This is a genomic window from Salinibaculum rarum (assembly GCF_030505615.1).
Lineage (GTDB): Archaea > Halobacteriota > Halobacteria > Halobacteriales > Haloarculaceae > Salinibaculum > Salinibaculum rarum.
In genome coordinates this window covers 1617081-1632345 of sequence record NZ_CP129992.1, presented here as the reverse complement: position 1 = coordinate 1632345, position 15265 = coordinate 1617081, and the positions used below count along the sequence as shown (strand labels likewise).

Genomic DNA, 15265 nt, shown 5'->3' with positions numbered 1-15265 from the left:
TCAGGTCAGGGCCACGGGCCGAACTCTTCTGCTGCGTCGTCGATGCGCTGGAGAGCGACGACGTAGGCCGCGACGCGGAACGTCGAGAGGTCGTGGTCCTCGAAGGCGTCGACGAGGTTCCAGAACTGTTCGACGATGATGCTCTCGAGTTCGTTGTTGACGCGCTCTTCGGTCCAGTGGAACCGCTGGCGGTTCTGGACCCACTCGAAGTACGAGACCGTGACACCGCCGGCGTTGGCCAGGATGTCCGGAATCACGAGCACGTCCTTCTCGGAGAGAACCTCGTCGGCCGCGGGGGTGATGGGGCCGTTGGCGGCCTCGGAGATGACGTCGGCCGTGACGTCCTCGGCGAGCTCGGCGTCGATTGCGTTGCCCAGCGCGGCGGGGACGAGCAGGTCGACGTCGAGGGTCAGGAGGTCGTCGTTGCTGATCTCCTCGTCGGCACCGTGGTAGCCGACGACGCTGCCGGTCTCGTTTTTGTGGTCTTTGACCGCGACAGGGTCGAAGCCGTCCTCGCTGTAGATGCCACCGCTGGAGTCGGAGACGGCGACGACCGTCGCGCCCATCTCGTCGACGAGGTCGGCGGTAATCCAGCCGGCGTTGCCGTACCCCTGGATGGCGACGGTCGCGTCGGCGATGTCCTCGTCGCGGTAGTCAAAGGCCTCACGGGCGGCCAGCACCGTCGAGCGGCCGGTCGCCTCGACACGGCCCTCGCTGCCGCCGTCCGCGATGGACTTGCCGGTGATGACGCCGGGTTCGGTGGTGTTTTCCAGCGTCTCGTAGGTGTCCTTGATCCAGTTCATCTCCCGCTGGCCCGTGTTCACGTCGGGCGCGGGGATGTCCTTGTCCACGCCGATGAGCGGGCGCAGTTCCTTCGCGAACGAGCGCGTGACACGTTCGAGTTCGTTCTCGGAGTACTGCTCGGGGTCGATGACGATGCCACCCTTCCCGCCACCGAGCGGGATGCCGACGACGGCAGTCTTGTAGGCCATCCAGCCCGACAGCGCCTTGACTTCCTCTCGGTTGACCTCGGGGTGATACCGGATACCACCCTTGTACGGCCCGCGGTCACCGTTGAACTGCGAGCGATAGGCCGTAAACACCTCCGTCGTTCCGTCGTCCATCTCGACGGTGAGGTTCGTCTCGAGCACTCGCTCGGGGTTTTTCAGCCGCTCGAGCATTCCGTCACTCACGTCTACATACTGTGCTGCGTCGTCGATTTGCTCACCCAGTGATTCGAATGGGTTTACCTCGTCGGCCATGTGTGTAATTCACACTACGAAAATGACGGTTAAAAAGTCACTCGAAATGTTTTAGAAAATCAGTGCTACAAGCCCCCTGGCCCTGGACATTTGTACTGTGAGCATCACGTTTCATACATTATTGTTCATTGAGGATTGCAGGCCGGTCGAGGCAATCCCGTTCGCGTTAGCTCCTGAACCGGGAACTGACAGCCTGCATCGCCGAGACTGGAAGCGATGGGTCACGCTGACGCGAACGCAAAGGGAAGCGTCGCGTAGACGGCGGCGTTGCCGGCGAGTGCCTCGACGGTGGTGTACTCGTCGACGGCGTGGGCGGTGTCCGTCCCCAATCCGAACTCGACGGTCGGGATGCCGGCCCTGCGAAGCGTCTTCGCGTCGCCACCGCCGGTCGCACTCCGACGATAGATTCTGTCACCGGTGACGGTTTCGGCCGTCTCGGCGACAGCGTCGACCAGCGGACTGTCGAGTGGTTCGTAGGTGCCGACGCTCCAGCTCACGTCCTCGATGGTGATGCCCGTACAGTCGTCGGCACACGCCCGGATGCGGCCGAGGACGCGCTCGGTGTCGACGGCCGGCGCGAGACGGATGTCGATGCGGGCGCGTGCCGACTGCGGGACGGAGTTGACGCTCTCGCCCCCTTCGATTGTCCCGAGATTGACCGTCGGATGGGTGAACAGTTCTCTGGCGGCCGTCTCACCGAGTCGGGGCGCATAGTACGCGACCGACTCCTCGACTATCGGGTCGAGTGCCGCCGCCAGGTCGAACCGTTCGGTGCCAAACTCCGCCCGGATGCGTTCGACGGCGTCGTAGAGGCGGTCGATGGCGTTCTCGCCGAGCATCGGTCTGGACCCGTGTGCCGCCTCGCCTGTCGCAGACAGTGTCAGCCAGATGCTCCCGCGGTCGGCGACGGTCACCGAGTGGCGACCCTGCTCGCAAGTGGTCTCCCCGATGACACAGCCGTCGGCGTCCAGGTCCCGCTGGGCCAGCAGCGTGGGCAACCCCGCCTCACCACTGGTCTCCTCGTCGCTGACGAAGGCAAACTGCAGTGTGACCGGTGGTCGAGTTCCCGTCTCTGCGAAGGCGCGCGCGGCCGCAACCATCGCTGCGACTGCGCCTTTCATGTCCGTCGCGCCGCGACCGTAGAGGCGGTCGCCGTCGCGCTCGCCGAGCGGGTCGTACGTCCACGCGTCGGCGTCGTACGGGACGGTATCGAGGTGGCCGTTGTACAGCAGCGTCCGGTCTGACTGTCCCGGGAGTGTCGCGACCAGGTTCGGCTTCGCCGGGTCGGCGACGACCCGGTCGGTCCGGAGACCGAGCTCCGAGAGTGTCTGTTCGAGGGTATCGACGAGCGGCGCTGTCTCGCCCGGCGGGTTCTGCGTGTCGACAGCGAGAAGGTCACCGGCCTGGTCGACCAGCGATTGGCGGTGGTCGTCGAGAAACGACGTCACCACTGCGTGCGCGTCGGTCATCGACTGGCTGCCCTATCGACGACAGGTGTTGATACCGAGCAGCCGGTGCAGGAAACACACCCGCGTCAGCCCAGTGACGAGGAAGACGACACCGAACAGGAGCGCTGCCGCGCCGAATACGGTCCCCAAGTCGAGCACTTCGAGGAGCGTCGCGATTCCGACGATCGCCAGAATCGGCCCCACGACGAGTCGTGCTGTTCTGTCAAGACCGCCTACGTTCTGTTCCATACGCTACCTTCGGTCGGAAGCGTGAAATAGATTGTGTAGTGGATGCACAAGATTCGGGTGCGACGGCCGTCGGGAAGTCGTAACACACTCGCCAGCCGAGCATCTACGCTCCCCTGAGAGATGTACCAGGCAATCGGGGAGTGGCTGAGCGGGACCGAGGCCGCGATACTGCTCGTCGTCCTCGGGCTGGCGACGCTGGGGACGGCAGCGCTGTTTCTAGTCGGGCTGGCCGGCTACCGGCGCCGCGGGACGAGCGTCTACCTGCTGTTGACGGTCGCGCTCGGCCTGCTCGTCGCTCGCTCTATCGTCGGCTTCGGGACGGCACTGGGGATGGTGCCCATGCCCGTTCACCACCTCATCGAACACGGCTCCGATTTCGCGATTGCGACGCTAGTCCTGTACGCGCTCTATCGCAGCGGACCACCGTCGCCGTCGGTCTAAACGCGTCGTTCTCGGCGACCGGGAACAGGTGTGACCTATTTATGCGACAGACAGCTAGCCGGGAGTGAATATGAGCGATGTGAGACGGAGCGTCCACCAGCACATCGAGTCCCACCCGGGCGTCCACTTCAACGAGCTCGCCCGGAACCTCGACATCGCGACCGGACAGGCGCAGTATCACCTCCGCCGGCTGTGCGAGGCTGGCACCCTCGACACCGAAGAGTTGCGCGGACGGACCCACTACTTCCCGACTGGATACGACCCGTGGGAGCAACGGACTATCGCCCTGCTCCGCCGGGAGACTGTCCGGAGTATCATCGTCACCGCGCTCGGGGAGACCGAGCCGTCGGCAGCGGACCTGGCAGCGGACCTCGACGTGGCCCGCAGCACTATCTCCTGGCACGTCTCGACGCTCGTCGAGGCCGACGTTGCAGAGAAATGCTACGACGAACACGGTCGGAGCCACATCAAACTGACACGGCCCGAGGAGACCCGTCGACTCCTAGACGAAGTCACGCCCTCGCTTCCCGACCGGCTCGTCGACCGCTTTACGCGCCTGGTCGATGCGGGACTTGCCGACTGAGCCTACTCGAGGAACTTCCCGCGGTACTGACTCGCCTGGTCGCGGTCGAACGCCGACAGTTCGACGATATCCTCTTCTGTGAGATAGTCTACTTCGTCGACGTACGCCACGGCATCCGCACGGGTCGCAAAGGGCGCCGGGTTCAGCCGCATCGGGTCGTCGACGCGGTCCGAGTCGGTCTCCAGTGCGTAGACGGCACTCGTGCCGTCGACGAGGTCCCGCGTCTCGAAGTCTCTGACCCACAGCCCGGCGATGTCGGCGTCCGTCTCCGCGAAGTCGTCTGTCGCGGCGTAGTAAGTCGTCGCACACCCCGAGGTACAGAAAAACTCCCGTGTGTCGTCCGCGTGGACCGCCTGCGCGTTCCACTCCGGGAAGTTCGCGACCTTCATGTCACAGACGGCACACCGGGCGTCCGCGGGAACGTCGACGGCCTGGGCGGTGTCGCCGTCTTCGTAGGCGACGTAGCTCACACAGTAGCCGCTTGGCTCGATGTTCCCTTCGACAAGGGCACAGGCACCGATGCCGTCACCGTTCTTGTCCGGGATGTAGTAGGCACAGCCCGAACACTGCTTGCCGTCCTGTGGCTGGTCCTGATAGTTCACCGCATCTTTCGTCGACAGCGAGTCCGGGTCGCGCCGTTCTCCATTTATCGCAGTCGCTCGCTCGTACTCGTCGGCGACCTCGTCTGACAGGGTTGCCGGAGTAGACCCGTCGTCGTCGTCACCGTTTCCGCCGTCGCCACCACAGCCTGCGAGGGCAACGGCCGAACTGGTTCCAAGCAGTGCGAGCATCGTCCGTCGGTCGAGGGATGGACCATCTCGACTTCGCATATCATGAGCTACCGCGACGAGCCATATATCCGGTCTGGTGCGCCCATCGAAGTATTTCGAGAGGTGCACCAGACCGCTTACCTGTGCCTGCTCGCTAGCATCGAGTGATGGACAGACGGACCTATCTTGCAGCCAGCCTCACAACTGCCGCCGCGAGCGCCGGCTGTCTCACGTCGGTCCTCGGTGACAGTGGTGGGGAGGGCGACCCGGTTCTCGACCCGCCGGCCGACCAGCAGTACGACAGCGGCGACATTCCGTACCCGGCCTACGGGGAGCAGTTCCCGGACGTCTCCGTCCCGGACCCGCTGGCCGGCGAGACAGTCTCGACAGGCGACATCGACAAGACGCTGGTCGTGACCGGTTTTTTCGCCACCTGTCCGGTCGAGTGTGTCCGACTCATCGGACAGCTGGCCGGCGTCCAGCAGGGCACCGTCGAGAAGGGCATCGACGACGACGTGACCTTCCTGGCGATTACGTTCGACCCCGCACGCGACGACGCCGAGACCCTCCGGGAGTACGGCAAGCAGATGAACGTCGACATGGACGCTGGGAACTGGCGCTTCCTCCGACCGGAGAGCGAAGCGCGCGCCAGCGCAGTCGTCGACGAGAAACTTGGCATCACCTTCGACCGCATCGGCGCAGGCGAGTCCCAGCGGCTCCCCGGCTACGATTTCCGTCACCTCTCGTTGACCTTCCTCCGGAACCCCGACGGCGTCGTCGAGCGGGCCTACCGGACCGACAGTCCAGACCACGAGCGCGTCCTCTCGGACGTGGAGGCTGTCGTCGACGCCACCACCTGACCGATGGCAACATGCACACCAGCCAACCCACTGCTCGGAACGGAGACGCTCGGGTTGCCAGTGCTGGCACTCGTCGGGTTGCTCGGGGGTGCCCACTGCATCGGGATGTGTGGCCCGCTGGTCGCGACGTACGCCGACCGGATGGACGAGACCGGCCGGGGAGACTTTCTCACACTCGGAGAGGTTCGCCAGCACACGCTGTTCAATCTCGGCCGGACGGCCAGCTACACGCTGTTGGGCGCGCTCTTCGGACTCGCCGGCGAACTCGTCTTCGTCAGCGTCCGCGACGTGACGCTCGTCGCGACCGAAGTTCGCGCCGTCACGGGCATCGCCGTGGGACTGGTCGTCGCCGCGGTCGGTGCGAGCTACGCCACCGGCGGGGGCGGCCGGACGATACCGATACCGGGCATCGAACGCGTCGCTGCCACGGTGCGTGGTCACCTGCTCCCCCGCGTGGACGCGTGGGTCGGGGACTACCGCATCGCCGGTCTCGGCGCCGTCCACGGCTTCCTGCCCTGTCCCCTGTTGTACCCCGCATACCTGTACGCGTTCGTCCAGGGCTCTGCACTCGGCGGTGCGGCCGCACTCGCGGCGCTCGGTCTGGGAACCGTTCCGGCCGTGTTCCTGACGGGGACGGTGTTCAACGGCCTGGACGTGAGCGGCCGCAAACACCTCCACCGGGCGCTCGGGGTCGCCTTCGTCGTGCTGGGGTACATCCCGCTCCAGCACGGACTCGCCGCACTCGGCGTCGTGCTCCCGGCCGTGCCGCTGCCGCACTTCCAGCCATGGTAACGGACACAGGCCGACAGTCGACACCAGGGGGTGACTCGCGTGCGCAGACGTGAGCTACTCGCGACACTCGCGACCGCGACAGCGGCCGCCACCGCTGGCTGTGACGGCCTCGGTGAATCGATGACCGGCGCCGGCGACGACGAGGAGACAGGACCGGTGACCGTCGAGACCATCGACGCCCCCGGGAGCGAGGCAGGGACCGCGACCGTCCCGGAATCGGGCCGCGTGACGTTCGTCGAGTTCTTCGCGACCACCTGTGACATCTGTGCGGCCCAGATGTCGGTCGTCGGCCAGGCCCACCAGCGCATCGACGACGACGTACAGTTTCTCTCGGTGACCAGTGAACCCGTCGGGTTGAGCGTCTCGAAAGCGGAAGTCGCGTCGTGGTGGGCCGACCACGACGGCCGCTGGCCGGTCGCCGCCGACGATGGCACCACGCTCGCACGCCGATACGATGCGACGAGCGTCCCGACGGCCGTGGTCATCGCGCCCGACGGCACCGTAACGTGGTCTCACTCCGGGCGCACGACGGCATCGAGGATTGTCGAGGAGATTCAGTCGGCACGCGCCGGTGGCCAGTCGTGAGCGACGCGCTCGCGAGTCACCTCGTCTTTGCCGCCGGTGCCGGCGTCGCGACCTTCCTCTCGCCGTGTGCACTCCCGCTCGTGCCCGGGTACATCGGCTACTACACGAGTACGGCAAACGGGAGCCAGCGCGCTGCCGGCGTCCTCACGCGTGGACTCGCGGCGGCAGTCGGCGTGCTCGTGACACTCGGCGCGCTCGCGGGCCTTGCCATCGCCGTCGGCCGGCCAGTCACCCGACTGCTCCCGGTCGTCGAACCGCTCGTCGGCCTTGCACTCCTCCTGTTTGGCGCCCTCGTCGTGACCGACCGCGCCCCCGACTGGCGCGTTCCCTTGCCGGCACGCCGCGCGGACACGCCCGGCTTCGCACTCTTTGGAGTCGGCTACGCCGGTGCGTCGGCGGGCTGTGTGCTCCCGGTCTTTCTGGCCGTCGTGGTCCAGACGATTACGCTCCCCACACCCGCGGCGGCCGCCGTCGTCGCCGTCTACGCGGGTGCTGTCGCCGTCCCGTTGCTGGCCGTGACCGTCGCTGTCGGGCTGGGACTCGACGTCGCCACGGGCCGGCTGACCGACTACGGCACCCACCTGGAGCAGGCCGCGGGCGTCGTCCTGGTCGTCGCCGGCGCCGGCCAAGTCGCCGTCGCCATCGCGCCGGCTGCCGTCCCGACGTTCTCGAGTGTGGTGTGACCGGGCGATAGTATTGTACCCACTATGCAAAACAATTAAACGTAGCCGGTGCGTATGCCCTGGTGATGAGCGACGAAAACTCTCTGGAGGAAGTCAGGAAGAAGAAACGCGAACAACTCGTCGAAGAGGAAGAGGGAGCCGACGCACCGTCGGAGCCGATTCACATCGACAGCCAGTCGGAACTCGACGAAGCAGTCCAGCAGTACGACGTGGTGCTGGTAGACTTCTACGCAGACTGGTGTGGCCCGTGCAAGATGCTCACGCCGATCGTGGAATCGCTCGCCGCCGAGACGGACGCTGCCATCGCGAAAGTCGACGTCGACGCGAACCAGTCCCTGGCGCGCCAGTACGGCGTGCAGGGCGTGCCGACGCTCGTCCTGTTCGCGGACGGTCAGCAGGTAGAGCAGATGGTCGGCGTCCAGCAAGAAGAGGCGCTGGCCCAGACCATCGCACAGTACAACTGAACGGATTCACCGGGTAACCGACGACAGCCCCTTTTCGCCCCGCGTTTCGCGATAGTACCGACTGGCAGCGACGCCAGTCGTGTACGGAAACCACACTAGTACAGCTCTCGTAAGAGGTAACAAATACGACAAGAGTATAAAAGCGTCGGCGGTTATCACCAGTCGATGACCGACTCTACGCTTTTTTCTTCCGCAGGCGAAAGTACCGGTATGTGTGACCGCCACAGCAGTTGTGTTCGGGGCCAGCACAACACACGCGGTGGCCAGTGTGACCACCCTCACGGCGACCAGCGCGACACCGACGGGAGAGCCAGGGAGGGGAGCGGCGAGTGGAGTGGGTTGTTGACGCGACGAACCGTTCTGGCGGGCGGGACCGCCGTCGCCGCCAGTCTGGCCGGGTGTCTCGGGTCCGACGGAGACGAAGACGTACTCGAACCGCTGTCGCTGACACGGGACGACGAGTGTGAGGTTTGCGGGATGATAATCCCCAACCATCCCGGTCCGACCGCACAGGTGTTCTACGCCGAGCAGACGCCGTCAGGCCACGCGAACCCCGCACGGTTTTGCAGCACATGGGAAGCCTTCCAGTACGACTTCGAGCGGCAAAACGAGGGCTGGAACAGGGAGGTGTTCTACGTCACGGACTACTCGTCGGTCGACTACGAACTGACAACGGACGCCGGTGACACCCTCATCTCGACACACGTCGAGAGCGACGACTACGTCGACGCGACGACCGTGACCTTCGTCGCCGGCTCGGAGGTCAAAGGCGCGATGGGCCGGGACCTCATCGGCTTCTCGGAGCAGGGGGACGCAGAGCAGTTCCAGTCGGAGTACGGTGGGACGGTGGTCGCCTTCGAGGACGTGACCGAACAGACGATTGCGGAACTTTCCAGTATATGAAAAGCGTTGTCTACGCCGGCACAGCCGTCGCGCTCGCGCTCTTGCTGGCCGCGAGTGGCTTTGCGGCCAGCCCAGCCGGAGGCGACCAACTCTCGCCTGTCCCCTTCGACGAGACGCTCACCACGGGGCTGACCGGCGTCGACGTCCAGCAAGCAGAGACGGCCGGCTACGTCGTTCCGAAGGGACAGGTGTTTTACTCACAGTACCAGTACGTCGTCGGCTACTACGGGATGGAGTCGCTGGTCACGGGAGTCACTGGAAGCCGCCACACAGAGCAGTTCGGCCAGCCACTCGCCGTGTTCGTCACCGACCTCTCGGGGACCGACCCACAGTTGACCGACGAGGGATACGTGACACTCTCGAACAGCATCGCGCGAGGGTGGACACGCACGGCCGACGCATGGTTCGTTGTCGGGACCCCGGCACGGACACCGGCAGGACCGACGACGGTGCCGTTCGATGACCGCGCCGCGGCGCAGTCCTTTGCCGACGAGTACGACGGTGAGGTCATCGACTGGGACGGACTGAAAGACCGCCTCGCCGGCCAGGGCGACCGCCGTGACCGCCAGCCCCCGACAGCCAAGCACCAGCAGTGGGCAAACGAGACCGTCGAGCAGGCACAGCAGACACGCGACCGCCCCACGTCGGTCGTCGTCGGCGAGGACGCCGCCACGCTCGCGGCGGCCGTCGAGCAGGCCCCGGCAAACACCACCGTCGAGATTCCACCGGGCCGGTACGACACGAATCTCACCATCAGGAAGCCACTCACGCTCCGGGGGGCCGGAACCGAGACGGTCCTCGACGGTGGCACGAACGGGACCGTCGTGACCGTTCGCTCGCCGAGGGTCGGCATCACCGACCTCCGGTTTGTCGGCGTCGGGGAGAGCAACGCCGGGAACATGCAACCCGACAACGGCTCGGCGTGGGACAAGCGCATCAGACTGGCCTACGGATACGGCGACGCGGCCATCCGGATGAGCGACGCCCACCGGTCGCTGGTCGAGAACGTCACCATCGACACCCCCTCGAACGGCATCGTCGCGCTCAACAGCACGGATGCCGTCGTCCGCAATATTGAGGTGGACGGCACCGAGGAGTGGCGCAACGGATTCATGAGCGTCCTTCCGATGTACTCCCGGATGGTCGTCGAGGACTCGTCCTTCAACGGGGGCCGCGACGCCGTCTACACCCACTACTCCGACGGGACGGTCATCCGGAACAACGAGATGGAGAATCTCCGCTATGGCTACCACGAGATGTACACCAGCAACACGCTGGCGCTCAACAACACCATGCGGGACACCAACACCGGCATCATCCTGATGACGCGACCGACCGGGAACGTCCTCGTCGGCAACGACGTCCGCGACAGCGACATCGGCATCAGCACCGTCGGCGGCGCCTCCTACACGACCGACAACGTCCTCGTGAACAACGACATCGGGCTCTCGATTGGAACCAGCCGGTCAGTCTACCGTGACAACACCATCGTCGAGAACAGCGTCGGCGTCCGGTCGTCGACGATGCTACCAACCAACGACGTCTTCGAGAACGACATCGTTGCCAACGACCGGCCGGTCTCGGCCAGCCTCGGAACGCTCAACAGCTGGGCACTCGAGGGTCGTGGCAACTACTGGGGGACAGTCCCCGGCCTCGACCGGAACGGCGATGGCGTCATCGACCGGACCTACCGCCCGACAGACGCCGTCGACCGGACGGCCCGCCACTCGGCGGGCAGCTACACACTCGCCCACGCGCCGACGGTACAGACACTCAGACAGTTCCAGCAGTCCGTCCCCGGATTGCGCGGGTCGACCATCGTCGACCCGTCGCCGCTCGCGGCCCCGGTCAATCCGGACCGACTCGACGCGCTGAACGTGACCACACCATGAGCTCACAGCCCACCACACAGCAGGACGAACCGACGAGCGAGCAGGAGACAGTCGTCGACATCGCTGGCCTCGGCCACTCGTTCGGGGACCTCGATGTCCTCGGCGACATCTCGTTCAGCGTCGAGGCCGGGACCGTCGCCTGTATCATCGGCCCGAACGGGAGCGGCAAGACGACGCTGCTCCGGCTGATTACGGGGTTGCTCGACCCCGATACGGGCTCGGTCACTGTCGCCGACGACGGCGACCGCCGCGTGGGCTATCTGGCCCAGCAGCCGGCGTTTCGCCCTCAGTTTACCGTCAGGGAGACCATCGAGTTCTACGGCACGCTCGTCGACGTGGACGTCGACAGCGAGGCGATTCTCGAGCGGGTCGGTCTCTCGGCGGTCGCCGACCGGCGCGTCGATGCCCTCTCCGGCGGGATGATGCGCCTGCTCGGTATCGCCCAGACGACGGTCGGCGACCCGTCGGTGCTCGTCCTCGACGAGCCATCGAGCGGTCTCGACCCGACGATGACCCGCCACATCACCGACATCGTCGGTGCCCTCGCGGCAGAGGGCGACGCCATCCTGCTTGCGACACACGACTTGCGCTCGGTCGAACGCATCGCCGATACGGTGTTTGTCATCGACCGGGGAGAACTGGTCGCAACCGGCGGGCCAGAGGAACTGCTGGCCGAGACAGACACCGAGACCCTCGAGGATGCACTCGAAACACTCAGCCGCGGTGACGACGCTGTCACCGTCTCGGCCGGCCTCCACGGTGGTGAGAGCGAATGACTGACTACCGCTACGTGCTTGACGTCGCCCAGCGGGAGTTCGTGACCGTCCTCCGGACGCCCATGTTGCTCCTCCTCGGCGGCGGGTTCGTCCTGCTGATGGCCGGTATCTCGTGGCTGGGTGCCACCGGTGCCTACCTCGCGCTCGTGTTGGACCTGTTGACCCCCGCCGAGGTGCTCGTGCCGGTCCTCGCGTTTGCCTTCGGCTACCGGGCGCTGCTCGGAGACCGAGAGAGCGGCGAACTCGAGACGATTCGTACCTACCCGATAGACAGCGGCGGATACGTCTTCGGCGTCTATCTGGGCCGTGCGGTCGTCGTGCTCGCGGTGGTGTTGCTCGGCCTGTTCGGGTCGGCCGTGTTCGTGCCGATGAGCCAGGAGCGCCAGCTCTCTGTCATCGCCTCGCATGCCACCGTCGACTCCCCGACGCTGTATCTGCGGTATGTCCTGTTGACCGCGCTGTTCGCGCTGGTCGTCCTTGCTGTCGCCATCCTCGTCTCGGCCGCAGCGCGCTCGACACGCGGTGGGCTCGCACTGGCCGCCGGCGCGGTGCTGACGCTCGTCGTCGGCCTCGACAGCGCGCTCATCGGGTCGCTGACCGGCGGCTTCGTCTCCGCTGACGGTGTCACCGCGCTGCTCGCGGTCAGCCCGAACAGCGCCTATCGGAGTCTCGTCTTCGCGCTGAGCGTCGCGCCGACCGGCGTGAACGTCCCCCCGGGACCGACCGTCCTGGTCAGCACCATCGGACTCGCGGGGTGGCTCGTTGCCTCCCTCGGCGTCGCGTCGCTGCTGGCGTGGCGATAGCGCCGGAGACGGGCGAACATCACGTATATACCCCTGACGGCCTAGCCCTCGGATATGAAACTTCGGAACCTCCTCGGCGTCGCGGCAGGGACCGTCGGCCTGACCGCGCTCGCCAACCGCCTGCTGACCGCCCGCTCCGAGACGTTCGAACCGTATCTCGACGGGGACCACGACACCTACCGGTGGCGCGGCTTCGACGTCGGCTACACCGAGGCCGGGGACCCCGACGACCAGGACCTGCTGCTCTTTCACGGCATTAACGCCGCCGCTTCCGGCCACGAGTTCTGGCCCGTCTTCGAGAAACTGAGCGAGGAGTACCACGTCATCGCACCGGACCTGCCGGGCTACGGGCACTCGGACCGCCCGCCGCTGCTGTACTCGGCGTCGCTGTACACCACCTTCGTCACCGACGCTATCGAGGACCTGGCCGACGAACCGCCCGTCGTCGTCGCGTCGTCGCTGACTGGCTCTTACGCCGCGATGGCCGCCGCAAAAAGCGAGGTGCGAGAGCTCGTCCTCGTCACACCGACAGATTCCTCGATGGGCGGCGGGCGTGTCTGGCTGCGTGCGCTGCTTCGCTCGCCGCTCGTCGGGCAGGCAATCTACAACCTCATCGCCAGCAAGTACTCGATTCGGCACTTCCACGAGGACCACGGCTACTACAACATGGACAACCTCCCCGACGACGTGGTCGACTACGAGTGGCAGTCGGCCCACCAGCCAGGGGCGCGTTTCGCGCCGGCGTCGTTCCTCAGCGGCTTTCTCGACCCCGACGAGGACCTCGAGAAGGCACTCGAACAGCTAGACGTCCCCGTCACGCTGGTCTGGGGTCGCGAGGCCGACATCACGCCGCTCGAAGACGGTCGCAAACTCGCCGAGCGCGCCGACGCACGCCTCGTGGTCTTCGACAACTCGCTTTTGCTCCCACACGTCGAACACCCCGACGAGTTCGTCGATGTCGTCCGGAAGAACGTCGAACCCGAGCGCTGACTCACAAAGAATCAAAACGACCGAGAGGGCAGTCGAGACCGGTCGCCGTCAGTCGACCCTTGCTCCCCAGCCGTCGGCGGTGCCGTCCGGTCTGTTCTAGGGTTGCTCCCGCGTCGCCTGCTCTTTGCGCCCCGTCAGCTCGTCGGGGACCAGACGGACGAACTCGAACTCGACGGTCCCGGGCTGCTGTCCGAAAATATCCAACAGTGGGATGTGGACCCGCTCTAGTCCTTCGAGTGCCTCCTGGGGTTGCTCCGCCTCGATGTCAGAGAGGTGCCCGCGCGCGACGACGCTTCGATAGCGCTCCGCGACCGTATCGTGTGTGACAAACGCCACGGGTCGCCCTCCCAGTTTGCCCTTCTCGCTGTCCGGCCCGACAGCCAGCCGGAAATAAAAGACCCGCTCTTCGGTGTCGTACCCGTAGGAAACCGGCACTGCGTGTGGCGGGTCGGCACTCGTCGTCGACAGCGAGATGACGCCGGTCCCGCTGGTTCCGAGGAACTGGTCGACCTCCTCGCGGTCCATCTCGACGGTTGTGTCGCCCATGCGGAGACTACGGCTGGGCGACATATAAGCGCCTATCCTGCTCTCAGCGGGTGAGAAGCATCGCTGCTTCTGTATAGCAACATAGGCTGTACGACCGAGTTACAAGCGGAAACATCGGCACTGACGGAACTGCGAGGACGAGCCAGAAGAGGCTTCATAAGGCACTTTCGCGGCTACTGTGTTCACTGCCCAGTCCATCGACCGTCTCGCGGGCTATCGAGAGCCTGCTCGGTCACAAACATGTGTGAGAACCACCAGTTATTTTTAAGTCGTACTGTAACACGCCGCCTGAAACATGGTCGTTCACGTATCGATGTCGGTCGAACAGTTCGGAAGTAACGAACCAACGGGGTTTGAGCGGTAAACATATGGCAACTGTTGACCGCCCATCCACTCATCGAGAGGAGTTGAACATCCTGATAGACTCCGCGAGCAAACGCTTTGCAGCAATCGCGGTTGTCCTCTTCCTGGGCGCGCCGATTGTCACGTACCTGTCCGGTGACCCGCGCGGCCTCTTTTACGTCCACGTCGCGCTCGGTGCCTTCTGGTTCGGTCTCGATTTCTTCTTCAAGTTCGTGCTTGGCCCCTCACTCGATGCGGCCGGGGACGAGGCTGCTGCCGCAGTCAACGCCCAAGTGATACCGAAGATGGTCGTCATCGCGGAACCGCTGAGTGTCGGCGTCATCGGGTCCGGCATCGCGCTGGCGGACCTGATGGGCTACTGGGCGGACCCGTCACTCTGGCTGTGGGCCGCACTCGGCATCGGTACCCTCATGTTGCTCATCGGGTTCGGCCCGCTGCACCTCCTGACCACCCGGATGAGCGTCGAACTATCGATGCCCGACCCGGACGGTAATCGTCTGGACGAACTGTTCGGCAAAACCGTGCAGTGGGGGATGGTTCAGACGATTCTGATGCTAGCTATCATCCTGACCATGACCGCACTCCGGTGGGGACTGTAACACGAACGCGCCAGGCGCGCCGCCTTAGGTCAGAATATCGGCGATGCGCTGGGGTTCGCCCGACAGCGAGGGGTCCGGTTCGACGATTTTCATCACTTCGTGGTCGGTGACGTCGGGATACTCTTTCTGGAGTGCATCCTCGATAAGCGGTTTCTCGAGGCGGAACTCGGTCCCCTCGTAGACGACATCGACGCCGTGTTCGTCGAAGGAAAGCAGCGTCATGCACACTGATAGGTCGGTTCAGAATAAAAGGCTG

19 protein-coding genes are annotated in these 15265 nt (G+C 65.3%); 13 read left to right on the top strand and 6 right to left on the bottom strand.

Annotated features, from left to right (window positions below; genetic code table 11):
- Positions 1-5: 5 nt before the first annotated feature.
- The 3 genes from QYL91_RS08670 to QYL91_RS08660 all read right to left on the bottom strand — a co-directional run bounded on the left by QYL91_RS08670 (position 6) and on the right by QYL91_RS08660 (position 2959).
- The gene (locus QYL91_RS08670) at positions 6-1262 is read right to left on the bottom strand and encodes a Glu/Leu/Phe/Val family dehydrogenase (protein ID WP_302080104.1); all 1257 of its coding nucleotides are present in this window, start codon (positions 1260-1262) and stop codon (positions 6-8) included.
- A gap of 221 nt (positions 1263-1483) precedes the next feature.
- Positions 1484-2731: a M20 family metallopeptidase gene (locus QYL91_RS08665; protein WP_302080103.1), complete on the bottom strand. Its 1248-nt coding sequence runs from the start codon at positions 2729-2731 to the stop codon at positions 1484-1486.
- Between the two features lie 12 nt (positions 2732-2743).
- On the bottom strand, positions 2744-2959 hold the full coding sequence (locus QYL91_RS08660) for a YgaP family membrane protein (RefSeq protein ID WP_302080102.1): 216 nt from the start codon (positions 2957-2959) through the stop codon (positions 2744-2746).
- 120 nt (positions 2960-3079) lie between these two features.
- Here QYL91_RS08660 and QYL91_RS08655 point away from each other — a divergent pair, with 120 nt between their 5' ends.
- Complete coding sequence (locus QYL91_RS08655) at positions 3080-3400, top strand: DUF7471 family protein (protein WP_302080101.1); 321 nt, start codon at positions 3080-3082, stop codon at positions 3398-3400.
- A 70-nt stretch (positions 3401-3470) separates the two neighbouring features.
- Positions 3471-3983 carry a winged helix-turn-helix transcriptional regulator gene (locus QYL91_RS08650; protein ID WP_302080100.1) on the top strand — a complete coding sequence of 171 codons (513 nt, stop codon included), beginning with the start codon at positions 3471-3473 and terminating at the stop codon, positions 3981-3983.
- Between the two features lie 2 nt (positions 3984-3985).
- Here the strand turns inward: QYL91_RS08650 and QYL91_RS08645 are convergent, their stop codons facing one another.
- Positions 3986-4813, bottom strand: coding sequence for a nitrous oxide reductase accessory protein NosL (locus QYL91_RS08645; protein WP_302080099.1), 828 nt, complete (start codon positions 4811-4813; stop codon positions 3986-3988).
- 107 nt (positions 4814-4920) lie between these two features.
- On the opposite strand from QYL91_RS08645, the gene QYL91_RS08640 reads away from it, so the two are divergent.
- From QYL91_RS08640 to QYL91_RS08595, 10 genes are all read left to right on the top strand, one after another.
- Positions 4921-5613: an SCO family protein gene (locus tag QYL91_RS08640; protein WP_302080098.1), complete on the top strand. Its 693-nt coding sequence runs from the start codon at positions 4921-4923 to the stop codon at positions 5611-5613.
- 3 nt (positions 5614-5616) lie between these two features.
- Positions 5617-6405: a sulfite exporter TauE/SafE family protein gene (locus QYL91_RS08635; protein WP_302080097.1), complete on the top strand. Its 789-nt coding sequence runs from the start codon at positions 5617-5619 to the stop codon at positions 6403-6405.
- Positions 6406-6444: 39 nt separating this feature from the next.
- Positions 6445-6990, top strand: coding sequence for a TlpA family protein disulfide reductase (locus QYL91_RS08630; RefSeq protein ID WP_302080096.1), 546 nt, complete (start codon positions 6445-6447; stop codon positions 6988-6990).
- Positions 6987-7673, top strand: coding sequence for a cytochrome c biogenesis CcdA family protein (locus tag QYL91_RS08625; protein ID WP_302080095.1), 687 nt, complete (start codon positions 6987-6989; stop codon positions 7671-7673). Before QYL91_RS08630 ends, QYL91_RS08625 begins: the two co-directional genes overlap by 4 nt.
- Before the next feature lie 65 nt (positions 7674-7738).
- A complete protein-coding gene (trxA, locus tag QYL91_RS08620; protein ID WP_302080094.1) occupies positions 7739-8137 on the top strand; it encodes a thioredoxin in 399 nt (132 codons plus the stop codon).
- Between the two features lie 210 nt (positions 8138-8347).
- On the top strand, positions 8348-9040 hold the full coding sequence (locus tag QYL91_RS08615) for a nitrous oxide reductase accessory protein NosL (protein ID WP_302080093.1): 693 nt from the start codon (positions 8348-8350) through the stop codon (positions 9038-9040).
- Positions 9037-10932, top strand: a complete 1896-nt coding sequence (locus tag QYL91_RS08610; protein ID WP_302080092.1) for a NosD domain-containing protein — start codon at positions 9037-9039, stop codon at positions 10930-10932. Before QYL91_RS08615 ends, QYL91_RS08610 begins: the two co-directional genes overlap by 4 nt.
- Positions 10929-11708: an ABC transporter ATP-binding protein gene (locus QYL91_RS08605; RefSeq protein WP_302080091.1), complete on the top strand. Its 780-nt coding sequence runs from the start codon at positions 10929-10931 to the stop codon at positions 11706-11708. The genes QYL91_RS08610 and QYL91_RS08605 overlap by 4 nt, the downstream gene beginning before the upstream one ends.
- Positions 11705-12511, top strand: coding sequence for an ABC transporter permease (locus tag QYL91_RS08600; RefSeq protein ID WP_302080090.1), 807 nt, complete (start codon positions 11705-11707; stop codon positions 12509-12511). The genes QYL91_RS08605 and QYL91_RS08600 overlap by 4 nt, the downstream gene beginning before the upstream one ends.
- 54 nt (positions 12512-12565) lie before the next feature.
- Positions 12566-13501 carry an alpha/beta fold hydrolase gene (locus QYL91_RS08595; protein WP_302080089.1) on the top strand — a complete coding sequence of 312 codons (936 nt, stop codon included), beginning with the start codon at positions 12566-12568 and terminating at the stop codon, positions 13499-13501.
- A 96-nt stretch (positions 13502-13597) separates the two neighbouring features.
- Here the strand turns inward: QYL91_RS08595 and QYL91_RS08590 are convergent, their stop codons facing one another.
- The gene (locus QYL91_RS08590; RefSeq protein ID WP_302080088.1) at positions 13598-14047 is read right to left on the bottom strand and encodes a pyridoxamine 5'-phosphate oxidase family protein; all 450 of its coding nucleotides are present in this window, start codon (positions 14045-14047) and stop codon (positions 13598-13600) included.
- Between the two features lie 368 nt (positions 14048-14415).
- Between QYL91_RS08590 and QYL91_RS08585 the strand changes: the two genes are divergently transcribed.
- Positions 14416-15009: a hypothetical protein gene (locus QYL91_RS08585; protein WP_302080087.1), complete on the top strand. Its 594-nt coding sequence runs from the start codon at positions 14416-14418 to the stop codon at positions 15007-15009.
- Between the two features lie 24 nt (positions 15010-15033).
- Here the strand turns inward: QYL91_RS08585 and QYL91_RS08580 are convergent, their stop codons facing one another.
- Positions 15034-15231, bottom strand: coding sequence for a DUF5800 family protein (locus QYL91_RS08580; RefSeq protein WP_302080086.1), 198 nt, complete (start codon positions 15229-15231; stop codon positions 15034-15036).
- Positions 15232-15265 lie beyond the last annotated feature (34 nt).